The organism is Bacillus sp. OTU530 (genome assembly GCF_038440375.1).
Genome location: NZ_JASATP010000008.1, coordinates 20,506 through 42,012 on the forward strand (window position 1 = coordinate 20,506; position 21,507 = coordinate 42,012).

Here is a 21,507-nt window from a genome sequence, read left to right on the forward strand (position 1 = left end):
CCCCTTTTTGGTACATAAGGCTGTCTCCTCTTAAAAACTCGCCAATCGGCGAGTTTTCTTCACAACATGATTTTACTCAAAATCTCCGGGTCAAAGGTTCGGCTTTGCAGCATCTCAATTTCCTGCTTATATGGAGCTTTTTTATTATTTTTATCTTCTCCGACATAAGGTGTTTCAAGGATTTTGGGAATGTGCTGCAGCTGCGGGTGATGGACAATATAGCTAAGCGTTTCAAAGCCGATATGTCCAAATCCAATATTCTCATGACGGTCTTTATGCGTACCGCGTTCGTTTTTACTGTCATTAATATGCAGCACGCGAATGCGATCAATACCGATAATACGATCAAACTGCTCTAGTACCCCGTCAAAGTCATTTACAATATCATAACCGGCATCGTGTACGTGACATGTATCAAAACAAACAGACAGCTTCTCGTTATGCGTTACCCCTTCAATAATTTTAGCGATTTCCTCAAAACTTCTGCCGCACTCAGAGCCTTTTCCAGCCATTGTCTCCAAAGCAATTTGCACTGTTTGATCTACAGTCAGCACTTCATTTAAACCTTCAATAATTTTAGCGATGCCAGCATCTGCTCCTGCTCCAACATGCGCTCCTGGGTGCAGGACAATTTGCTTCGCCGCTTGCAATGCCTCAGTCCGCTCAATTTCCAGACGTAAAAAATCAACCCCGAGCTGAAAGGTATCAGGATTTTGCGTATTGCCGATGTTAATAATATAAGGAGCGTGCACAACAATCTCCTCAATGCCATGCTCCTGCATATGAAGAAGCCCCGCCGCTATATTCAAGTCCGCAATCGGCTTGCGTCTCGTATTTTGCGGCGCGCCCGTATACACCATAAATGTCGTAGCCCCGTAAGAAACGGCTTCCTCACTTGATGCAAGCAGCATTTTTTTACCGCTCATTGATACGTGTGAACCTATTTTCAGCATCTATATCACCTCATTTGTTTACTAAAGAAAACTCGCCGACTGGCGAGCCCTGCTCTTGGGCGAAGACAGAGGCGTAGCCCTACTTATACTGTATTCCTAAAATTTCTCGCTACGTCGAATTGTCTCTTAGCTAAAATTTACACTTTCTTACAGTATAAAAAACGAAACAAAGGAGCACGCCCCCTTATTTCGTTTTCTTACTGTATCTCCGCTTAATTTTCTCTCGTTCTTCATTTAATTTTTTCTTATATCCTGGCTTAACTTTAGTTGGCTTCTTGATAACCTTCTTCGCCATAACATCCATCTCATTTTCTTGCTTTTTGCGGCTTTGACGCTTTCTGCGCGGACCAAGGTCGACCCATTCACCGCTTCGCAAGTCAATATGATGGAATTCAATCTTGCGTTTCTCAAGCTTATCTAGTGCTTCTTCATCACTTGGTTCGTAAATTGTAATGGCGGTTCCAGAAAAACCAGCGCGTGCCGTACGGCCAACGCGGTGAATATAGAAATCCAGATCATCAGGCAGTTCATAGTTCACAACATGACTAACTCCTTCGATATCAATACCACGAGCCGCTAAGTCTGTCGCAACAATATATTGGTACTCTAATTCATGCACTTGCTTCATCATTTTCCGGCGTTCACGCGGTGCCAAATCACCGTGAATGCGGCCAACCTTTAATCCGCGCTCCGCTAGCGCCTGCGCAACTTCTTCTGCATTCTTTTTCGTATTTGTAAATATAATCGCCAAATACGGCTGATATTGCATCAGAATATCTTTCAATAGATCCTTCTTATTACGATGGCGCAGCGGTATAATCGCGTGCTCAATGTTTTGTGCGGCTGCCTGATTCGGATTGATATGTACATACTCTGGATTTTCCATATACTTTTTCAAAAACGGCTTAAGTTTTTCAGGAATCGTTGCTGAGAAAACGAGCATTTGTAATTTTTGCGGCATCCGCGCTGCAATTTTATCAACATCTTCAATAAATCCCATATCAAGCATTAAATCTGCCTCATCGACAACAATGGTCGAAGCTGTATGTACAAATAATGCCTGCTCCTCGACTAAATCGTGGATGCGTCCAGGTGTACCAACAACTATATGCGGCTGCTTTTTCAGCTTATCAATTGTACGCTGCTTGTCCGTTCCACCAACAAAGCAACGTGCGGTGATCAGCTGTTCCTCTTGGCAGAATTTCGTAAGCTTTAGAATTTCTTGATAAATTTGCTGCGCCAATTCACGTGTCGGCGCTGTAATTACAGCCTGCACTTCTTCCTGCTGTGGTTGAACTGCCTGTAAAATTGGAAGTAAGTACGCGTGTGTTTTACCGGAACCTGTTTGTGATTGACCGATAACACTATGTCCTTTTTTCGCAATCGGAAAAATTTTACACTGAATTTCAGTTGGCTCTAAAAAGCCCAGATCCTTCACAGCCTTTAATAAAAACGGCTGAAATACAAACTGTTCAAATGATGCTGTCATCTGTTCCACCTTCTTTCTCCTTATTTAACGCACAAATCAGGCAAGTTATCATTATAACGAATTCTACATGGAAAAGCTATTATTAGTTTGATGCTATGCTTGGAAAACTAACCTCTTTTCTTGTTGCTGCATATGGTAGTGTATACACCAACAAGAAAGGAGTGCTTTTTATGAGCCAGCCACAAATACCTCCCCGCCAACCGATGATGTACATGCCGCAATCACACCCATATCCAGCTGGAGGAATGAGAAGGGATACGCAGCAAAGGCGAACGCAGCAAATGCCGATGCAACAAATGCCAATGCAGCAAATGCCGATGCAACAAATGCCAATGCAGCAAATGCCAATGCAGCAAATGCCAATGCAGCAAATGCCAATGCAGCAAATGCCGATGCAGCAAATGCCAATGCAGCAAATGCCGATGCAGCAAATGCCGATGCAGCAAATGCCGATGCGGCAGATGCCGATGCAGCAAATGCCAATGCAACAAAAACGGCAAGGAGGAATTTTATCAAAGCTGTTTGGAAAGAAAAATAAAAATTCGCAAGATACCGGTTCACCCTTTATGCCAAACAACAACTACGGCTCCCAGACGCAGCAGCCTATGATGCATCCCCGTCAACAACCGGCAGCCCAGACAAATACCCGGATGATCCCGCAGGCTGCAGCAACAAGCGCTGCAACAGCAAGCAACACAGGAGGAATTGGCAGTTTTTTTTCTAACTTGGTCGCCAACCCTTCCGCTATCGTAGGAAATGTAGAAAAGATTGTGCAAGTTGCGCAAACTGTCACTCCCGTTGTGCAGCAATATGGCCCGCTTATGCAAAAATTCCCAAACTTGACGAAAATTTTAAGTGCACTTACCCCTAGCAGCAATAAGGAAACAACAACAGAGGCAGTAACAGAGGCAACAACAGAGAAAACAACAGAGAAAACAACAGAGAAAACAACAGAGGCGACAACACCGGCAGCACCAATAGCTGTACAAGAGGAAACGTCAAAACCAACAGCTAAGAAAGAAGAGAAGAAACAGAATAATCCAACAGTAGAAGACACACAAACGCCGCCACAGCAGCCAACTTCACCTGCTGCCACGAAAACATCATCACCAAAATTATATGTATAGCTTTGTCAAGGCTCCTCTCCTCCTTTATAATGAAGAAGACTAGCTGGTGAAAGTCCTTGCTAAAAAGGAGAGGAATACGATGAAGGTAATTAAAATTGCCCCACGCGGCTATTGCTATGGGGTGGTAGACGCGATGGTCATTGCGCGCAATGCGGCGCTTGATAAAGATTTACCACGACCAATTTATATATTAGGAATGATCGTCCACAACAAACATGTAACTGATGCATTTGAAGAAGAGGGCATTATTACATTGGATGGTCCAAACCGTCTTGAAATTTTAGAACAGGTAGAGTCTGGCACTGTAATTTTCACAGCGCATGGTGTATCCCCTGAAGTCAAAAGACGCGCGCAGGAGAAGGGGTTAACAACTATTGATGCTACATGCCCTGACGTCACAAAGACACATGATTTAATCCGCGATAAGAAGGAACATGGATACCATATTGTTTATATTGGCAAAAAAGGACATCCAGAGCCGGAGGGGGCAATTGGTATCGCACCTGATATTGTACATCTGGTCGAGAAGGAAGCGGACGTAACTGCTTTGAATCTGCCAACCGATCGAATTTTGGTTACAAATCAAACAACGATGAGCCAATGGGATGTACAAAATCTCATGAAAAAAATCCAAGAGCGTTATCCTACAGCAGAATTCCATAAGGAAATCTGTCTGGCAACACAGGTTCGTCAAGAAGCGGTGGCTGATCAAGCAAAAGAAGCAGACCTAACTCTTGTCGTAGGCGATCCAAAAAGCAATAATTCCAATCGGCTGGCTCAAGTTTCTATGGAAATTGCCGGAACAAATGCATACCGTATTTCAGATGTAAGCGAAATTCAGCTCGAGTGGCTTAAAGGTGTAGAAACTGTTGCGATTACAGCAGGTGCTTCTACTCCTACACCAATTACAAAGGAAGTCATTGCCTTCATTGAGCAATACGATCCATCCAATCCCGCAACATGGGAACGCAAGCGACAGGTACCGCTTTCTAAGATTTTACCCAAAGTGAAAACGAAGTGATCAGGAGCGCTAGCACACCTAGCCTTTGCTCTCGTAGTTGCCCTTATACTGTAGTCCTAAAATTTCTTGCTGCGTCGAATTGTCTTCCAGCTAGAAATTTATACTTTCTTACAGTGTAAAATAATCCACGTACAAAACGAGAGGTTCAGGAAAATTTGATTCATAGAAGCTTTCCATAGGGTTTTCACTGCTAACTGTTTTTTTCATAACACCGGAGAAGGGTATTCCGCGAAAGGGAATAGACCTTGGCTGTAGGGCGGCACCTAAAAAATTATATATAAAAAGCGGAAGAGAGGGCTCTTCCGCTTTTTAAGCTATTGAAAAACAAAATTGTTACAATTATGGTCGATAAAGCAATACGTAATCACCTGGACCTACTAACGCTACGCCAGCTGTCACCGCAATTAGGACCATGTTATACTCAAATCCATTATTTGTAAGCCAATAGCCATTGCGGCCATGCACTGTCACGATGGCATCAATCATAATGATAATGATAAGAATAGCCCCTAAGGAAGTGAGCTCTCCAGCAGCGAAAAGGATTCCTCCAACAAGCTCAAATGATCCAGCTAGAACAGCCCAAATCTTCCCTCCTGGCTTAATTCCGATAGATTCTAACCATTCTCCCGTATTGCTTACACCAGCCCCTTCAAACCATCCAAACAATTTTTGACAACCATGTCCAATAAATGTGATTCCCACTACTAATCGAATGATTAATAGTCCAAGATTTGCCATCGAATCGAAATGATCCATGCTAGCCCTTCTTTCCTTATTCTTTGGCAAGAATGCCCTCCCTGCGCTCGGCATCAATAAAAAGCAGGAACGGAGTATATCACTCGTTTTACTTCTTCCTAAAAAGGATTCTCTAGAGAAAAACCCCTACCCCCCTATCGAGAAAAGATTAGTCAACTTTATCTGTTTCTATAATGGGGGTACTTTTTGTTCATGGGTTCATTTTGCAACAGAGATTTGTTTTTTATGCATAACAAGAACTTTATATTGTAGTGATGAATGTAACAGCCCTGTCTATATAAATGTAAATGGCTCCGTATTAATCGTGGATGCGTGTACTGTAACAGCCAATTTCTTTTCTGTTGCTTTTTGCTGCAGCTGCTTCTGTACCCCTGCCTTCATAATTTTTTCTACATTATGTCCCGGATCCACAACATGTAACCCAAGCATCATGGCATCATGTGCGACGTGATAATACAAATCACCTGTAACATACACATCTGCGCCCTTAAACTTCGCTTGTTTGATGTATTTATTCCCATCTCCACCAACAACTGCCACCTTTTTCACTGTATCCTGCAGCGCTCCGACAACTCGAACAGCCGGGACGTCTAATCGTTCTTTTACATATCCGGAAAATTGCTCCAGTGTCATGGCCTCTGGTAAATATCCTATTTTCCCTAAGCCTAGCACATTTCCTTTATTCTCAAGCGGGTAGATATCGTACGCAACCTCTTCATATGGATGAGCCGCAAGCATGGCCCGTACCACTTTACGCTGCAGGGACGCTGGGAAAATGGTTTCGATCCGTACTTCCTCAACATGCTCAAGCTTCCCTGCTGTTCCAGTATAGGGGTTGGTTCCCTCTAGAGGTAAAAAGGTTCCTGTTCCTTCCACATTAAAGGTGCAAGAGCTGTAGTTTCCAATATGTCCTGCACCGCTATCTCCCAAAGCTTGCTGCACTGATTCCCGATGCGAGACAGGGACAAAAACAACCAGCTTTTTCAAATTTTCCTCGTATGTCGGCACCAAAACCTCCGTTTGCATTAAACCGAGCGCTTCAGCTAATAAATCATTTACCCCGCCGCTTGCAATATCAACATTTGTATGAGCAGCATATACGGCAATATCATGCTTGATGCACTTTTCGATGATTCGGCCATAAGCGGTATCTGTGTGAATCGTTTTTAATGGGCGGTATACAAGCGGATGGTGCGCAATAATTAAACCTGCCTGTTTCTCAATCGCCTCATCCACAACCTCTTCTGTTACATCTAATGCGATTAGTACATTTGTAACAGGACGGTTTAAAGCACCGATATGCAAGCCAATAGGATCCCCTTCCATCGCAAAAGCTTTTGGATACATTGTTTCAAATAAGCTAATAATCTCATGACCGTTTGGAATTTTGCTCATCCTAACGCCTCCTCAATAAGAGCGATTTTCTCAAGCAGTTCCTGCCGCTTTCTTTCTGTTTCCTCTGTTTCAGCCGCTTTGTTCAGCTGTTCATAAATCATTTTAAGACTCTTTAGCTCATGCTGCCACTTTTCTACAAACACGGTATTTTTCTCCGGCAATAAAAACGGCCCCATCAGTACTCCTGCTGTCTCTTGCTCCTCATAAGGCTGCATGGGATTTCCTTTTTCAGCACACAAAATTTCATAAATTTTTCCGTCCTCTTTTAAAATCTGTTCCTTTTTCAGCTCCCATCCATTTTCAATTAACCATTGGCGAATATTATGGGCTCCAATATTTGGCTGCAGCACGAGACGCTGCACCCCTTGCAGCTTCCCTTTCCCTCGCTCCAATATATCGCGAATGAGAGCACCCCCCATACCACAAATCGTAATCACATCTGCTTCCCCGCCAGCAAGAACTGACAGGCCGTCTCCTTTGCGTACGGAAATCTTATCTTCTAAATGAAGCTGTTCAACTGTCGTTTTTGCCGATTGATATGGTCCCTCTACCACCTCGCCGGCAATTGCAGAAACAATTCTGTTATGTAACACGCAATAACATGGCAAATATGCGTGATCCGATCCGATATCAGCTAAGACGGATTGCGGGATAATTTCTTCCGCAACGGCCTGCAGCCTCTTTGAAAGCTTTACCTCGTTCATTCTGTTCATCCTTTACTTGTTTTCTTCATCATAAGAATTTTTTTATACTGTTGCAAGCGACAGTAACGACTTATTTTAGCATAAGAAAGCCGGTTAGGTCATAATGAGGAAGGGAAATTAAACTCAACTGCTGCCCTTATACTGTATTTCTAAAATTTCTCGCTACGTCGAATTGTCCTTCAACTAGGAATTTATACTTAAAGTAAAAAAAACCCCTTTGTAAACATGTACAAAGGGTCTAATATATTATTTTTTTTGTGACAGCCATTCTGCTACTTTGGAAGCCTGATCAGCCGGAAGTAACCCAGCTGGCATGTTTCCTCTACCATTTAGAATAACACCTTGAATATCCTCTTTAGACAGTTTGTCGCCAACCTTTTGCAAGTTTGGACCAATATTTCCTTGTAGCTGGTCCCCATGACAGCTTACACAAGTTTGCTTCACAATATCTTCTGGCTTCGCAGCAGCTGTTTGCGTTGTTGTGCCACCATTTTTCTCGGCATCCGCCAGTTGTTCCGCCTTGTATAACCCTTGGAATGAAAGCAGAAACGTTAAAGCAATCCCTAAAGCTGCAATCAATGCGAACGGAATTAACGGGTTGCGTTTCATTTCTTTTCTCCCCCTCTATGTACCCCATTAACTATTTTTGTATGAACAGTTCTATTGTACTTGAAAACGCTCTATCGGAAAAGCATAAACTCCAAAACGGGAGGAAAATCCCCTAATTTTTTTATTTTTTTCCATAATTTATAAAATATGTATTTTTATTTTGACAAATGAAAGAAATATCCTCTAAATTTTTTTGCTAAAAATCTTCGAGATGTAGCAAAAACTCCTACTATTCAACTTAAATATTGTAAACCAACACAGAATTTGCTCGAAAAATAATAAAATGAGCATTTGCAAATCAATAGACAATTCTGTAAAATAAATTACAAGAATTGTAACTGGTTAGCATTTCCTTTCTCTACAAAAGCATGAGAGAAGTTTTCGAGGCAACGACAGAGGCATAGCTGCACTTACACCTTATTCCTAGAATCCCCTGCCCTGTCGAATGAACTCCTAACTGGAAATTTATCCTTTCTTAAGGCAGAAAAGAAAAAGTTTACTTCACCTGCAATGAAGTAAACTTTCTTAAACGGTTATTCTAAGAAATCCTTAAGACGTTTGCTGCGGCTAGGATGTCTTAATTTACGAAGTGCTTTTGCTTCAATTTGACGGATACGTTCTCGCGTAACACCAAATACTTTTCCTACTTCCTCTAGTGTGCGCGTACGCCCATCGTCTAATCCAAATCGAAGACGGAGCACATTTTCTTCCCGGTCTGTTAATGTATCAAGCACATCCTCAAGCTGCTCTTTTAGCAATTCGTATGCAGCATGATCAGCCGGTGAAGTAGCTTCTTGGTCTTCAATAAAATCACCTAAATGCGAATCATCTTCTTCGCCAATCGGTGTTTCTAATGAAACAGGTTCTTGTGCAATCTTTAAGATTTCGCGTACCTTTTCTGGTGCTAGATCCATCTCTTCACCAATCTCTTCTGGACTTGGCTCACGACCTAGATCTTGGAGTAATTGGCGTTGCACACGAATAAGCTTGTTAATCGTCTCAACCATATGCACAGGAATACGAATGGTTCTCGCTTGGTCTGCGATCGCACGTGTAATCGCCTGGCGAATCCACCATGTTGCATACGTACTGAACTTATAACCTTTGCGGTAATCAAACTTTTCGACCGCTTTAATTAATCCCATATTCCCTTCTTGAATTAAATCAAGAAACAGCATGCCGCGACCTACATAACGCTTTGCAATACTAACAACGAGACGTAAGTTTGCTTCAGCAAGACGGCGCTTTGCTTCTTCATCGCCCTCTTCAATACGTCTTGCCAATTGGATTTCATCTTCAGCGGAAAGCAAATCGACACGCCCGATTTCCTTTAAGTACATCCGAACCGGATCATTGATCTTCACGCCTGGAGGAACGCTTAAATCATTTAAATCAAATTCTTCTTCTTTTTCTAATTGATGAACATTTGGGTCTTCTTCAGCATCACCTATGAGTTCAATGCCTTGTTCCCCCAAGTATTCATAGTATTCATCCATTTGATCAGATTCGATTTCGAATCCGTTCATGCGTTCTGCAATCTCCTCGTATGTAAGAACGCCGCGTTTCTTGCCGAGCTCTGTAAGCTGTTCCTTTACCTGCTCGAAAGTCACATCAGTTTCCATTTCTTTAGAACGAGCTGATTTGTCAGCCATTTGTTCCCCTCCTTACGCGAGATACAAATAAAAATTATAACTTGTTATAATAGAAAAAGCTATTGTTTTGCTTTTCGCTTATTAATGATATGCTCTTGTGCGAACCTGGCTGCTGCTAAAGGATCTGTTCGTTCTAGGTTTCGCAGTTCAAAAACACGGTTCATTTGTTCTATCCTTTGCTTGTGCTTATAGAGAGAATCGAGATTCCCTTGAAGCAGCTCTTCGGAATACTCCGTATTAATCATTTCGTCTGTTGCGAGTTCTGCTACAATGTTTTTTAACGGCTCGTTCGAAAGCCAATTGAGAAAGTGACTGATGTCAGGTTCGCATCCTTTTTCATAATATGCATACAGTTCATATAAAATCCCTTTATGTTCCTCTGTATGAAAATATTCAATAAACGGTTGGACACGCTGAGTCACTTCTTCGCTTTGCAGCATATGGTAAATCAACTCTCGCTCAGCTCTTTCATAACCAGCAAACCTCGGCTTCGCCTTTACCGGCTGTGCGGCTTGCGCGATGGTATGGCGCTCCTTTTTTTGCTGCACTTGCTGCAGTTGGCGCAATTCATTTCGCAAGTCCTCAATATGGTATGGAAACTCTTTTGCAAGCAACTGTAAATAGGGCTGTGCTTGTACAAAAGTCGTTAACTTTCCAAGCTCTCGAACTGCGGCCTGTACATATTCTCCTTGCTCCTGCGGATCCTGCAAATTTCGTCCGAAGCGGAGATGCTGAAGCTTAAAGTCAATAAAGCTACCACTGTTCTCCACAAGATTCTGAAATGCAGCCTCACCGTGTGTTCGTACATATTCATCTGGATCAAGCTTGTCTGGAAGCATAACTACTCTTACTTGGCTACCAATGTTCAGCAAAACACGGCCGGCCTTTTCAGTTGCCTCTTGTCCAGCTTTATCTCCATCATAGCAAAGAACTACAGTTTCTGTATTACGGCGAAGAATCTTAGCCTGCTCTTCTGTTAATGCGGTTCCCATTGTCGCAACTGACTCCTCAAAGCCGCTGCGAATGGCAGCTAATACATCAGCATATCCTTCAAACAACAGCACTCGCTGCTGTTTCCGGATCGATGGACGCGCATAATGAAAATTGTAAAGCAGCTTGCTTTTTTGAAAAACAGGAGTTTCTGGACTATTCAAATATTTTGGATTATCTTGTCCGATTGCTCTTCCGCTAAACGCAACAGTCTTGCCTTGCATGTTCTGAATCGGGAACATGATGCGATTACGAAAGCGGTCATAATAGGAGCCGTCCTGTTCACTTTGTACGACAAGGCCGGCCTGTTCCATAAGAGGAAGTGAAAAGCCTCTTTTTTGCAGCACTTTAGCAGCATGATCTCGAGAAGAACTCGCATATCCGATTTCAAACCGAAGCATAATCTCTCTCGAAATCCCCCTGTCAAGCAAGTATTGAAAGGCTTCATTTCCTTCCCTTGTATTCACAAGAAGATGATGATAATATTTTTTGAGCAGTTCATGCGCTTCTACCATGCTGGAGGTGTAATCGGCTTGCGGCTGTTCTACCATACTGTCTTGTTCAGAAATATATTGTGTTACATCTACACCCGTTTTTTCTCCTAGCTTTTTCACTGCTTCTGTAAACGAAATACCATCCATCTTCATGAGAAATGATAAAGAATTTCCTCCTTCGCCACAGCCGAAACAGTGAAAAATTTGTTTATCAGCTGAGACGGAAAAAGAAGGTGTGCTTTCTCCATGAAAAGGACATAATCCAAAATAATTTCGTCCTTGCTTTCTTAATTGAACATATTCGCCTATAACGTCTACAATATCAACGGAACGACGAACTTGCTCTATTACTTCTTCAGGAATTCGGTTCGTCATAAGCTCCATCTCCGTATTGTATGTTGTATTCGATACAAATTAGTGAATTCCTTCATGATTCGACAATATTTTTTGTAAACTTTGTTGAAATTTCTTTTTGTCTTCTTTGGAAAATGCTTTTGGGCTTTTTAAAAAGGTTCCTTCTCTGCGCAATTTTGCAGATACATATCGGTTATATAAAATTGTATCCATCTGCTCATCCGTGATGATTGTTCCTCTTGGAGACAGAACATGTACACCTTTCTTCACGAGCAGGGATGCCAAACCCATATCCTGCGTTACGACAAGATCTCCTAGCTTCGCATGCTTGTAAATATGAAAGTCTGCTTCATCTTAAACAGAATCAACTTACATCCATGTTCCTCCGCCAAAGTTTGTTTGGTGGGCGTAAGATGCCACAAAGTAAATGGGAACATGAAATGCCTGACAGACTTGCACAATTTCCTCCTTAACGGGGCATGCATCCGCATCAACAAAAATCTTGCTGATTTTTGGCATATTTCTCTATTCTACATCCCTTCTTTGAATCCTTCCACAATACATGTTTTCTTGTCTAGATTTTTGCTCAACTTCTTTAAAAAGATGCTTACATCATTCTACCCATAGTTTATTCGGAAAAAACAAAGTCTAAACGTAAAATATATTGTTTTTATCACAATTTTTTATTATAATACATTTCCCTCAATTTCGCTATAACCCTTTTTATTTTCCTTAAAATATTTTTATTAACCGAGAAACTTTTTTATTTTCTACTACCATCATTCCCATATTTGGGATTCGTTATGGCATCTTTATATTCCCACATCCAAAAACATCTCATTTTTTAGAAGATTTCATGCGCTAATCATTGCAAAACCTCAACAATATGACATTTGTCACCTGACATTCATGACATCCCTTACTAAAATTCACCAGCTTTGGATCATACAATGAAATCAAGAAAACCGGAGGTGGTTTATACATGAACAAAGTTGTGAGCTTAAAAAATGTAACAAAGTCCTTTCCAAATAAAAAAGCCGTTAATGACGTCTCTTTTTCCATTAAAAAAGGAGAGGTAGTCGCGATTCTTGGTCCAAACGGAGCGGGAAAAACGACAACAATCTCAATGATTTTAGGACTCCTTACCCCAACAGCAGGTGAAATAAAGCTGTTCAATCACCAGCCTCGTGAAAAACAAGTGCGAGAGAAAATCGGTGTGATGCTGCAGGAAGTCAGCGTAATGCCTGGACTCAAGGTACGAGAAATTCTTGAATTGATCCGAAGCTATTATCCCAATCCGCTATCGCTTCAGGAATTAGTGACCTTAACAGGACTCACAGAGAATGATTTAAAGACGATGGCTGAAAAATTATCTGGCGGACAGAAGCGACGACTGAGCTTCGCCTTAGCGCTTGCAGGGAATCCGGAGTTAATTATTTTTGATGAACCGACTGTCGGGATGGATATTACATCAAGAAATCGCTTTTGGCATACGGTCAAGGTACTTGCAGAGCAAGGAAAAACCATTATTTTCTCAACCCATTATCTGCAAGAAGCCGATGATGCGGCAGAGCGAATCTTACTTTTTAAAGATGGCGTAATTGTCGCTGATGGAACGCCTGAACAAATCAAATCGAGGATTTCGAAGCAGTCTGTCTCCTTTAAGGTCGATCCTGAAGTATCACTTGAAAATTTGTATCTCCATCCAGAAATCAATGATATCTTTCGGAAAAATGATCGTGTTTACATCCAAACCAATAATACAGATAAGGTACTGGAATTGCTGTTCCAAGAAAAAATTGGTGCACGTGAGATTCAAATTGAAGGCGGTAAGCTAGAAGAGGCATTTAAGCAGCTGACGAGCGGACATAAGGAGGTCATATAAGATGAACACATTAAAATTGCAATGCAGGGCAGAAATTATCAAAGTGCTCCGAAATCGTTACTATGTCTTTTGGTCTCTGTTAATGCCGATAATCTTTTACTATATTTTTACCAATGTGGTGAATACGAATGTCGAGGATCAGGCTCAGTGGCAGGCGCATTATTTAATGTCGATGACAACATTTAGTGTGATGGGCTCGGCGATTATGACACATGGGATTCGGATGGTTCAGGAACGTGCCCAGGGCTGGTCAACATTTATAAGAATCACGCCGCTCCAAGCAAGGTAATTATTTTAACTACCTTCGCCCGACCTGGTTATTTTGAACGGGCATTAAAAATCGGTGTCCATGGTTACCTCCTCAAGGATGGAGAGATTGACGAACTGGCAGATGCGATTCGCAAGGTGATGACGGGAAAAAGGGTGTTCAGTCCCGAGCTAACCTTTGAAGTGATCCGCGAAGAAAATCCACTCACACCAAGAGAGCAAGAAATCTTGCGAGCAGCAGCCTTTGGAAAAACGACCAAAGAAATCACTGCTGAACTTTATTTATCCTCCGGCACTGTCCGCAACTACATCTCAGAAATCCTCCGCAAGCTTGACGCCAAAAACCGAATGGAAGCCGTCAGTATCGCTGAGAAAAAAGGCTGGATTTAATTGATGTGGTTCCCCTTTGGACAAATCACTCTTGTGAACATTTAGAGCGATTTGTCCAAAGGGAATAGACAGCTTGTTATTTCTTTTTCACCAATGCGTTCTATAGACTACGTTGATTTTGATATATATTTAAAATTACATTTGCCGATTCTTCAATTGCCTTATTAGATACATCAATTACCTTGCAGCCGATTCTATCAACGATTGCTTCGAAATGACGCAGTTCCTCTTTAATTCGCTCAATATTCGCATAGGTTGCTCCATCGCTTAAGCCCAATGTTTTTAAACGCTCTTTGCGAATATCATTTAGCTTTTCCGGATCGATTTTCAACCCAAAGCATTTTTCTTTCGGTACACGATACAGCTCCTCCGGAGGATCTACCTCGGGAACAAGCGGCACATTTGCTACCTTTAATCGTTTATGGGCCAAGTATTGAGACAATGGTGTTTTAGATGTACGCGATACACCAATCAGTACGATATCCGCTTTTAAAATACCACGCGGATCGCGGCCATCATCATATTTCACCGCAAATTCAATCGCTTCAATCTTTTTAAAATATTCCTCATCCAAAAGACGAACGAGACCCGGCTCGTAACGAGGCGTTGCCCCAGTCTGAGACTGAATTTGTTCAATTAGAGGGCCGATAATATCATATACTTGGACGCCCTCTCTAGCTGCCTCTTCCACTAAATAACTTCTCATCCACGGTTTCACTAGTGTAAAGCAAATCATCGCTTGGTTGCTTTTGGCGATCGAAATTACCTCTTTTAAAGTTCCTGTGTCCTCTACATACGGCACACGGCGAATATCCGGTACAAAAAGAAATTGCCCCATCGCAGCTCGAACAACTAACTCTGCTGTTTCGCCTACGGAATCCGAGACAACGTAGACTATTTGACTATTCATCCTATTCCCTCACTTCTGATATACTATTACAACAATTCATTATTTACTAAGTCGACAAATGCTCGTGAGATTGTTGTTTTTGTAATGCGTCCTATGACCTCAATACCCTTCTCCGATTCCTTCACGACTGGCATCGCGTCAATTTGCCTTTCAATGAGCTTTTTAGCAACCTCATAGAGGCTATCTTCTCTTCGGCACGTTGTAATATTAGGCATCCTTGTCATAATGATATTAACAGGTACAGCAGTTAATTCTTGTTTGCCCAGACTCGCACGAAGTAAGTCCTTCCTCGATAAAACACCGATAAGCAGTGCATCATGGTCGATTACAAATAAAGTGCCAACATCCTCTAGAAACATTGTGCAAATCGCATCATATACAGATACGTTTTTATCCACTACAACTGGCAGGGATTGATACTCTTTTACCACCAGCTTCTTAACTGCTTCTGAAAGCAGTTGTCCCCCTGTTTTCCCAGTGTAAAAATATCCGACACGCGGACGAGCATCCAGATAGCCAGCCATTGTCAAAATAGCCAAATCAGGCCGAAGCGTTGCTCTCGTTAAGTTTAGCTGATCCGCAATTGCCTCCCCTGTGATAGGACCGTTATCCTTCACAATTTGGATGATCTGTTCTTGTCTTTTATTTAGTTCTATGGTAATCACCACCTTCGCCACGCAGCATCCGAAATAAAATTATGTTGTCTTCTAAACATTATATACTAAATAGGGTGCCTGAAAAAGAACGCTATTTTGTAAAGGAGCATTTCTTTTTTTATACTGTAGGAAAGTATAAATTTCTAGCTAGAAGTGATTCGACGTAGTCAGAAATTTTAGGAATACAGTATAAGTAGGGCTGCGCCTCTGTTTGCGCCTAACAGCTTTCTGCAAATACAAAAACAGAACCTATTTCCTATAGGCTCTGTTCTTATCTATGTATGAAATTTGTCAAGCTGACTCAAAAATCGTCTCGATTTCAAATAAATCCCACAGTATTCATCATAATATGCGTACAGGATGGTCTGAATTTGTTTTTTTGTTTCTTCTTTCACCGATACTTTTCCAAGACGAGCTAAATCAAAATGATAAAATAAACGGAGAAGCTTGCCAACAGCCTCATTTACAGGAATACAATAAGGATCCTGCTTAGCATGAAGCTGACATAGAAATCCGCCCTCTCTTACAGAGAAGGCGGTAAGCTGTTCGTCTTGACCGCATATCGAACAAGCATCCCACTGTGGATAAAACCCAAGAACCGGAAGCATTTTTGTTTGATAAATGAGCGCTAAAATCTCTGGATCCACTCCCTCGTCCAGATAATGCAGCGTTTGATATAACAATTCAAACAAAAATGCATTTGGCTGCTTGTCCTCCGTTGCTTTATCTGTTAACTCTATTACAAAAGAAGCGTACGCTGTCACAATTAAATCCTCACGCAAATCCCTCATCGTAGAAAGAATTTCTCCTTGCTGTACTGTGCCGAGACCAGAACCAATTTGAATGAGGAAATAGCCGTGTGTAAAAGGCTGCGAAATGGCCGCGAGCCTACTTTTTGGTTTTTTTGCTCCCCTTGCTACAACACCTATTTTGCCAAGCTCCCGGGAGAAAATTGTGATAATTTTATTTGTTTCTCCATAGTCTGTGGTCCGAATAACAATTCCCTCAATTTTTTGAAACATGTTCGTCACCTCCGCGGGCCGAACAGCTAAGATCAAGAAATCGAAGAATCGAGTTCTGCTAGCTCCTCATTTTGCTGGTTTGGTACCTCTTCCCCGTTACTCTCAAGCTCTTTTAGGAGAAGATATGTTTCAATGTTGCCCGTATTTGCAAAGACATTCCAGGTAAACTTCAACATAAGAACCCACCTTCCTCAGTCAAACTAGCATATGTTTCAATTTCTTGTTATTAAAATGACCTTAACTGTCCAATTTCATGTGAGAAAAATTTTTCTAATTTTACTGCTTTCTCTACAGGTAAAGAAAACTCACCGATTGACGTAGGCAGCGGCATGGTTGCACGTATACTTTGTTCCTAAAATTTCCTGCTATGTTCAACTAACTTCTAGCTGGAAATGTATCTTTTAAGTGGAACAAGCTGCGGGAATGAAAGCTTTCTACAAATACTCATCTTCGCGGAAGCCGAGGTCTCGCAGCTGCGTCATTTTATTACGCCAATCCTTAATGACCTTCACCCAAACCTCCAGAAAAACTTTAGATCCCAAAAGCGCTTCAATATCCATGCGGGCCCGTTTCCCAATTTCCTTTAGCATAGCCCCTTGCTTGCCAATCACAATCCCCTTTTGAGACGGGCGCTCGACAACAATTGTCGCATTTACGTAAACGGCACCGCCTTCACGCTTTTGAATCGCATCAATCACAACAGCAACGGAATGAGGAATTTCCTCACGCGTTAAATGCAGCACCTTCTCCCGGATAAGCTCCTCCATAATGAAACGCTCCGGATGGTCTGTAATCTGATTAGATGGATAATACTGCGGCCCCTCAGGCAAATATTTTTTTACCGTTCTTGCAAGAGCATCCACATTATTTCCTTCTAAAGCAGAAATCGGGATAATCTCTGCGAACGGATACAATGTACGGTATTTGTCAATCAATGGAAGAAGTTCATCTGGATGAATTTGATCAATTTTATTGATAATCAAAAACACAGGCTGCTTCGTATGCTGCAGCTTCTCAATAATAAACTCATCACCGCGGCCTGGTCCCTCTTCAGCGTTGACCATAAATAAAACAATATCTACTTCTCTAAGCGTATTTTGCGCAATTTTCATCATAAAGTCGCCAAGCTTATGCTTTGGCTTATGTATGCCGGGAGTATCAATGAAAACGATTTGCGCGTCTTCCTCTGTATATACCCCTTGAATTTTATTGCGCGTTGTTTGCGGCTTGTCACTCATAATAGCAATTTTTTGACCAATCATTCGGTTAAGAAATGTTGATTTTCCAACGTTTGGTCTTCCGATAATCGAAACAAATCCTGATTTAAATCCTTCTTTATTCATGTAAATCCTCCGATGAAAATGCTCCTGGTAATAGCTCTGTGACACTCGTTTCCAATATATCTCCCCGTAAGTTTGACAAATATATCTTCGTGTCCGGCTTGCACAATTCTACCATAACTTGCCGGCATGCGCCACAAGGCGACACAGGACCGTTCGTATCCGCTACAACAGCGATAGCCGAAAACTCAGTATCCCCTTCTGAAACAGCTTTAAATAACGCAGTACGCTCTGCACAGTTCGTTAAGCCGTATGAAGCGTTTTCTACATTACAGCCCCTATATACCTTCCCATCCTTCGTAAGAAGCGCCGCTCCGACACTAAACTTTGAATAGGGTACATACGCCTTCTGCCGTGCCTCTATTGCTTGTTGAATAAGATCTTGAACACTCACAGCCCTCTTCCTCTCCATCGAAAATTATGTGCTACACTGCGGTCCAATGCAGCTGTAAGCTACCACAAATATGGAATAAAGATTACTAGCCCAATCACCACAGCAATACACGAGAAAACGAGTACGGCGCCAGCTGCAGCATCCTTTGCAATTTTAGCAAAAGGATGCCGCTCTGCTGTTATCAAATCTACCGTCTTCTCAAGCGCTGTATTTACCATTTCTAAGGACCATACCCCACCTATCGTTAAAAGCAGCACGAGCCATTCCATTTTTGTTACTCGAACATAGGTCCCCATTAATAAAACAAGCACAGTAGCCGCTGCATGAATTTGCATATTCCGCTCTGAACGTAAGCAAAATGCAATTCCTAAAAACGCATATTGAAAGCTTTTTAGCAGCTTCCCCTTTTTCATCTGTGCAGTCCGTATTCAGCTAAAATTTCCTTTTGCTTTGTGAACATAACAGCTTCATCCTCTTCTGTCATATGATCGTAGCCAAGCAAATGCAAAAAGCCATGTACAGCTAAAAAGCCAAGCTCTCTCATAAAGGAATGACCGTACTCCTCAGCCTGCTCTTTCGTTTTTGGGATGGAGATAATAATATCCCCGAGAATGCGCGGCATATCCTCGCCAACAATTTCATGTTCTCCTTCCCCTAGCTCCTCCATTGCAAAAGAAATTACGTCAGTTGGCTGATTCTTACCACGGTATTCATAATTTATTTCTTGAATGCGCGCATTATCCACAAATGTTATAGACATTTCCGCTTCTTCTTCAATTCCTTCCCGCTTTGCGGCAAAGTAAATTAACTGCTGCAGCGTTTCAAGATGCTCTGCAGCGATTTCCTTTGTTTCATCAAAAAAGTCAATTGTCACTCCCATATATGCCACCTGCTATCTTATAAGTTTGGATATTTAATGCGTGAATGAAAAATACCGTTCAATGTCTCACAAATTGTCTTCTCAATTGTTTGCAGTTCCTTAAACGTTAAATTACATTCACTGAACTGCCCGTCCTTTAAACGATCAGCAATAATCCCTTGTACCAGTTGCGCGATTTGCTCGGGCGTCGGTGCGTTCATCGAGCGGACTGCCGCCTCTACACTGTCAGCAATGCCGACAACTGCAGATTCTTTTGAGGATGCCTTCGGACCAGGATAACGAAACATATTTTCCGTGTAACGCTGTTCGTCTTCCTTCACCGCTTTATAATAAAAATATTTCAACAAAGTCGTACCATGATGCTGCGCGGTAATATCAATAATCTCCTTTGGAATTCGATGCTCCTCCAGAACCGCTACGCCATCACTCACATGGGCAAAAATAATATCCCTGCTTACTTCTGGTTTTAGAGAATCATGCGGGTTCCCCATCCCCATCTGGTTTTCGATAAACAAATGCGGCTGCATCGTTTTGCCGATATCATGATAATACGCCCCAACCCGTGCTAGCAAACCATCGGCCCCAATCGCATCACATGCCGCCTCCGCTAAGTTAGCGACCATGATGCTATGATGGTATGTACCAGGCGCCTCAAGCAAGATTTTACGCAGGAGCGGAGAGTTTGGGCTTGAAAGCTCCATTAGTTTCATCGCTGATACAATCCCAAGACCGCTTTCTAGATACGGCAGAATCCCGAGTGTGAGCACGGAGGAAACGATACCCGAGACAGCAGCCAGCAGCAAGTGCAGAGCAGTTTCTGACAGTGAGAGACTGCCGTTGCGAAGCAGCAGCAAAGCAATTAGAACAATAACATTTAAAACAGCAACAAGCGTACCTGCATGCAAAATCATACTGCGCCGCTTCTTCTCACGTAAGAAGACAGTGACAGAAAGCGAGCTGATGAGCAGGTAAAAGCCTACATGATAATTCAAGGAGCTCGTGATGCCCTCATTAAACATAATGCTGCCGCTTATAGAGAAAATGAGACTTGTGATAAAGACGAAGCGATCGCCGATCATCAGTTTTACAAGCATCGTACCCATCGCAACTGGAACAAGATAACCAAGACCGTTATACTCGATGCTTTGGAAGATGCTAATCATCTTCATCGTCAAAATAGTAATTGTTATAATAATAGTATAAGCAAACAGATACGGCTTATCGCTGCGCTGCTGTTTAGAAAATTGATCAAACTGCTTATAAATAAAATATAGGAGCACAGACAGAAGCAGAAACAGGCCAATGAAAGGCTGAAAGACACGGTGATCAGCTAGCAGGCCGACAAGCTCTAATTGCTCATACACCTCTCTCGTAATGGTGTCCCCTTCCTTTACAAGAATTTGACCTTGCAAAATAAAAACCGGATCCACCGCATCCATTTCGAGTTTCCTTCTTTCTTTTGTCGCAACTGGATCATAAAAGTAGTTCGGCACAACAGCATATTGACCGAGTGCTACGATAGCCGTTTTTAATCCCCCGCTGACACTGACATCCTGAAGCTCCTTTGCAATACGCTCCCTTGACCGGTCAGCCTCATTCATATCAATTTGGTCACTCATCGCATAGTTCACTGCTGTAATTGTCGATTCCCTGGCAACGGACAATTGATCCGGCGGGGCGTTTAACAGTGCCAGCAAAACTTGGTCAGATAAACTCTTTACCAGCTCCGCTGGCAGCTTCTTTTTCAGCTTCTGCAGCTGCTCCTGTTCAGATACATCGGGTTGTTCTGTTGGGTCTGTTTGGTCCGCCTGCGCAGCTTTTGTCTCCTCTTGTACCTCTTTTACAGCGCTAAATACCGATTCCACCACATTTACACGATTGCTTTTATACTCACTATGATACGTGTATTGATCCGGTACCTTTTGGGCGGCTTCGCGCTTTCGTTTCTCTGTTGTCACCTTATCTTCAATCGTAACAGGTGAATGAATAGAGTTCTTGGCGATGGACAATAACTTAATATCAAGCTTATCCGGTCTCACATTACCGATGAGAGTAAAAAACAACACAGCTCCTAAGAAGAGGTATAGTAAAGCGATAAACAATCTAGAATATCGCATCCTTCGAAACCATTGGGACAGTTTGCTTGACTTGGACATGATAAAAATATAAGCTCCTCTCCAAAAATTCGTAGCGTAAAAGATTTTTCTGGAAGAACCAAA

At 42.1% G+C, this 21,507-nt stretch carries 21 protein-coding genes and 3 pseudogenes; 5 read left to right on the plus strand and 19 right to left on the minus strand.

From position 1 onward, the window contains the following. Nucleotides 1-59: 59 nt before the first annotated feature. Nucleotides 60-953 carry a deoxyribonuclease IV gene (locus AAHB12_RS07980; RefSeq protein WP_342044904.1) on the minus strand — a complete coding sequence of 298 codons (894 nt, stop codon included), beginning with the start codon at nt 951-953 and terminating at the stop codon, nt 60-62. 184 nt (nt 954-1,137) lie between these two features. Further along, nucleotides 1,138-2,442: a DEAD/DEAH box helicase gene (locus tag AAHB12_RS07985; protein WP_342045025.1), complete on the minus strand. Its 1,305-nt coding sequence runs from the start codon at nt 2,440-2,442 to the stop codon at nt 1,138-1,140. 170 nt (nt 2,443-2,612) lie between these two features. On the opposite strand from AAHB12_RS07985, the gene vrrA reads away from it, so the two are divergent. Together vrrA and AAHB12_RS07995 are read left to right on the plus strand one after the other, a co-directional pair. Next, complete coding sequence (gene vrrA, locus AAHB12_RS07990; RefSeq protein ID WP_342044905.1) at nt 2,613-3,569, plus strand: VrrA/YqfQ family protein; 957 nt, start codon at nt 2,613-2,615, stop codon at nt 3,567-3,569. 79 nt (nt 3,570-3,648) lie between these two features. Beyond that, nucleotides 3,649-4,590, plus strand: a complete 942-nt coding sequence (locus tag AAHB12_RS07995; RefSeq protein ID WP_129727274.1) for a 4-hydroxy-3-methylbut-2-enyl diphosphate reductase — start codon at nt 3,649-3,651, stop codon at nt 4,588-4,590. A gap of 339 nt (nt 4,591-4,929) precedes the next feature. Here the strand turns inward: AAHB12_RS07995 and AAHB12_RS08000 are convergent, their stop codons facing one another. The 8 genes and pseudogenes from AAHB12_RS08000 to AAHB12_RS31695 all read right to left on the minus strand — a co-directional run bounded on the left by AAHB12_RS08000 (nt 4,930) and on the right by AAHB12_RS31695 (nt 12,063). Beyond that, nucleotides 4,930-5,328 (minus strand): DoxX family protein, encoded by a 399-nt coding sequence (locus AAHB12_RS08000; RefSeq protein ID WP_342045026.1) that lies wholly within the window; start codon nt 5,326-5,328, stop codon nt 4,930-4,932. Nucleotides 5,329-5,619: 291 nt separating this feature from the next. After that, entirely contained in the window at nt 5,620-6,741 is a 1,122-nt protein-coding gene (locus AAHB12_RS08005; RefSeq protein ID WP_129727276.1) for a Nif3-like dinuclear metal center hexameric protein, read from the minus strand. Further along, the gene (locus AAHB12_RS08010; RefSeq protein WP_129727278.1) at nt 6,738-7,445 is read right to left on the minus strand and encodes a tRNA (adenine(22)-N(1))-methyltransferase; all 708 of its coding nucleotides are present in this window, start codon (nt 7,443-7,445) and stop codon (nt 6,738-6,740) included. The genes AAHB12_RS08005 and AAHB12_RS08010 overlap by 4 nt, the downstream gene beginning before the upstream one ends. Before the next feature lie 246 nt (nt 7,446-7,691). Continuing rightward, on the minus strand, nt 7,692-8,054 hold the full coding sequence (cccA, locus tag AAHB12_RS08015) for a cytochrome c550 (protein WP_129727280.1): 363 nt from the start codon (nt 8,052-8,054) through the stop codon (nt 7,692-7,694). A 533-nt stretch (nt 8,055-8,587) separates the two neighbouring features. Next, complete coding sequence (gene rpoD / locus AAHB12_RS08020) at nt 8,588-9,706, minus strand: RNA polymerase sigma factor RpoD (protein WP_129727282.1); 1,119 nt, start codon at nt 9,704-9,706, stop codon at nt 8,588-8,590. Between the two features lie 59 nt (nt 9,707-9,765). Then, nucleotides 9,766-11,565 carry a DNA primase gene (gene dnaG / locus AAHB12_RS08025; RefSeq protein WP_342044906.1) on the minus strand — a complete coding sequence of 600 codons (1,800 nt, stop codon included), beginning with the start codon at nt 11,563-11,565 and terminating at the stop codon, nt 9,766-9,768. 39 nt (nt 11,566-11,604) lie between these two features. Then, nucleotides 11,605-11,886: pseudogene (locus AAHB12_RS31690) on the minus strand (DUF188 domain-containing protein); the annotation flags it as partial. Nucleotides 11,887-11,913: 27 nt separating this feature from the next. Beyond that, the gene (locus AAHB12_RS31695; RefSeq protein ID WP_246040194.1) at nt 11,914-12,063 is read right to left on the minus strand and encodes a hypothetical protein; all 150 of its coding nucleotides are present in this window, start codon (nt 12,061-12,063) and stop codon (nt 11,914-11,916) included. A gap of 463 nt (nt 12,064-12,526) precedes the next feature. On the opposite strand from AAHB12_RS31695, the gene AAHB12_RS08035 reads away from it, so the two are divergent. The 3 genes and pseudogenes from AAHB12_RS08035 to AAHB12_RS08045 all read left to right on the plus strand — a co-directional run. Beyond that, nucleotides 12,527-13,429 (plus strand): ABC transporter ATP-binding protein, encoded by a 903-nt coding sequence (locus AAHB12_RS08035; RefSeq protein ID WP_342044907.1) that lies wholly within the window; start codon nt 12,527-12,529, stop codon nt 13,427-13,429. Between the two features lies 1 nt (nt 13,430). Beyond that, nucleotides 13,431-13,706, plus strand: a pseudogene (locus tag AAHB12_RS08040) (ABC transporter permease); the annotation flags it as partial. A 2-nt stretch (nt 13,707-13,708) separates the two neighbouring features. Beyond that, nucleotides 13,709-14,086, plus strand: a pseudogene (locus AAHB12_RS08045) (response regulator transcription factor); the annotation flags it as partial. 100 nt (nt 14,087-14,186) lie between these two features. Here the strand turns inward: AAHB12_RS08045 and AAHB12_RS08050 are convergent. From AAHB12_RS08050 to AAHB12_RS08090, 9 genes are all read right to left on the minus strand, one after another. Next, nucleotides 14,187-14,996, minus strand: a complete 810-nt coding sequence (locus tag AAHB12_RS08050) for a pyruvate, water dikinase regulatory protein (RefSeq protein WP_129727288.1) — start codon at nt 14,994-14,996, stop codon at nt 14,187-14,189. A gap of 26 nt (nt 14,997-15,022) precedes the next feature. Then, nucleotides 15,023-15,661: a helix-turn-helix transcriptional regulator gene (locus tag AAHB12_RS08055; protein WP_205650895.1), complete on the minus strand. Its 639-nt coding sequence runs from the start codon at nt 15,659-15,661 to the stop codon at nt 15,023-15,025. A gap of 266 nt (nt 15,662-15,927) precedes the next feature. After that, nucleotides 15,928-16,674: a DNA repair protein RecO gene (gene recO / locus AAHB12_RS08060; protein ID WP_129727290.1), complete on the minus strand. Its 747-nt coding sequence runs from the start codon at nt 16,672-16,674 to the stop codon at nt 15,928-15,930. A gap of 32 nt (nt 16,675-16,706) precedes the next feature. Further along, nucleotides 16,707-16,850 (minus strand): YqzL family protein, encoded by a 144-nt coding sequence (locus tag AAHB12_RS08065; RefSeq protein WP_129727292.1) that lies wholly within the window; start codon nt 16,848-16,850, stop codon nt 16,707-16,709. A 258-nt stretch (nt 16,851-17,108) separates the two neighbouring features. After that, complete coding sequence (era, locus tag AAHB12_RS08070; RefSeq protein WP_129727294.1) at nt 17,109-18,017, minus strand: GTPase Era; 909 nt, start codon at nt 18,015-18,017, stop codon at nt 17,109-17,111. After that, nucleotides 18,010-18,426, minus strand: coding sequence for a cytidine deaminase (locus AAHB12_RS08075; RefSeq protein ID WP_410776139.1), 417 nt, complete (start codon nt 18,424-18,426; stop codon nt 18,010-18,012). Before AAHB12_RS08075 ends, era begins: the two co-directional genes overlap by 8 nt. Nucleotides 18,427-18,467: 41 nt before the next feature. After that, on the minus strand, nt 18,468-18,821 hold the full coding sequence (locus tag AAHB12_RS08080; protein ID WP_342044908.1) for a diacylglycerol kinase family protein: 354 nt from the start codon (nt 18,819-18,821) through the stop codon (nt 18,468-18,470). Beyond that, the gene (gene ybeY / locus AAHB12_RS08085; protein ID WP_342044909.1) at nt 18,818-19,288 is read right to left on the minus strand and encodes an rRNA maturation RNase YbeY; all 471 of its coding nucleotides are present in this window, start codon (nt 19,286-19,288) and stop codon (nt 18,818-18,820) included. The genes AAHB12_RS08080 and ybeY overlap by 4 nt, the downstream gene beginning before the upstream one ends. 17 nt (nt 19,289-19,305) lie before the next feature. Next, nucleotides 19,306-21,444 (minus strand): HD family phosphohydrolase, encoded by a 2,139-nt coding sequence (locus AAHB12_RS08090; RefSeq protein ID WP_342044910.1) that lies wholly within the window; start codon nt 21,442-21,444, stop codon nt 19,306-19,308. Between the last annotated feature and the right edge of the window lie 63 nt (nt 21,445-21,507).

Bases quoted from the DNA above. Each gene is read 5' to 3' on its own strand.
- AAHB12_RS07980 (WP_342044904.1), bottom strand. From the start codon at position 953: ATGCTGAAAATAGGTTCACACGTATCAATGAGCGGTAAAAAAATGCTG.
- AAHB12_RS07985 (WP_342045025.1), bottom strand. From the start codon at position 2,442: ATGACAGCATCATTTGAACAGTTTGTATTTCAGCCGTTTTTATTAAAG.
- vrrA (WP_342044905.1), top strand. From the start codon at position 2,613: ATGAGCCAGCCACAAATACCTCCCCGCCAACCGATGATGTACATGCCG.
- AAHB12_RS07995 (WP_129727274.1), top strand. From the start codon at position 3,649: ATGAAGGTAATTAAAATTGCCCCACGCGGCTATTGCTATGGGGTGGTA.
- AAHB12_RS08000 (WP_342045026.1), bottom strand. From the start codon at position 5,328: ATGGCAAATCTTGGACTATTAATCATTCGATTAGTAGTGGGAATCACA.
- AAHB12_RS08005 (WP_129727276.1), bottom strand. From the start codon at position 6,741: ATGAGCAAAATTCCAAACGGTCATGAGATTATTAGCTTATTTGAAACA.
- AAHB12_RS08010 (WP_129727278.1), bottom strand. From the start codon at position 7,445: ATGAACGAGGTAAAGCTTTCAAAGAGGCTGCAGGCCGTTGCGGAAGAA.
- cccA (WP_129727280.1), bottom strand. From the start codon at position 8,054: ATGAAACGCAACCCGTTAATTCCGTTCGCATTGATTGCAGCTTTAGGG.
- rpoD (WP_129727282.1), bottom strand. From the start codon at position 9,706: ATGGCTGACAAATCAGCTCGTTCTAAAGAAATGGAAACTGATGTGACT.
- dnaG (WP_342044906.1), bottom strand. From the start codon at position 11,565: ATGACGAACCGAATTCCTGAAGAAGTAATAGAGCAAGTTCGTCGTTCC.
- AAHB12_RS31695 (WP_246040194.1), bottom strand. From the start codon at position 12,063: ATGCCAAAAATCAGCAAGATTTTTGTTGATGCGGATGCATGCCCCGTT.
- AAHB12_RS08035 (WP_342044907.1), top strand. From the start codon at position 12,527: ATGAACAAAGTTGTGAGCTTAAAAAATGTAACAAAGTCCTTTCCAAAT.
- AAHB12_RS08050 (WP_129727288.1), bottom strand. From the start codon at position 14,996: ATGAATAGTCAAATAGTCTACGTTGTCTCGGATTCCGTAGGCGAAACA.
- recO (WP_129727290.1), bottom strand. From the start codon at position 16,674: ATGTTTCAAAAAATTGAGGGAATTGTTATTCGGACCACAGACTATGGA.
- AAHB12_RS08065 (WP_129727292.1), bottom strand. From the start codon at position 16,850: ATGTTGAAGTTTACCTGGAATGTCTTTGCAAATACGGGCAACATTGAA.
- era (WP_129727294.1), bottom strand. From the start codon at position 18,017: ATGAATAAAGAAGGATTTAAATCAGGATTTGTTTCGATTATCGGAAGA.
- AAHB12_RS08075 (WP_410776139.1), bottom strand. From the start codon at position 18,426: ATGGAGAGGAAGAGGGCTGTGAGTGTTCAAGATCTTATTCAACAAGCA.
- AAHB12_RS08080 (WP_342044908.1), bottom strand. From the start codon at position 18,821: ATGAAAAAGGGGAAGCTGCTAAAAAGCTTTCAATATGCGTTTTTAGGA.
- ybeY (WP_342044909.1), bottom strand. From the start codon at position 19,288: ATGGGAGTGACAATTGACTTTTTTGATGAAACAAAGGAAATCGCTGCA.
- AAHB12_RS08090 (WP_342044910.1), bottom strand. From the start codon at position 21,444: ATGTCCAAGTCAAGCAAACTGTCCCAATGGTTTCGAAGGATGCGATAT.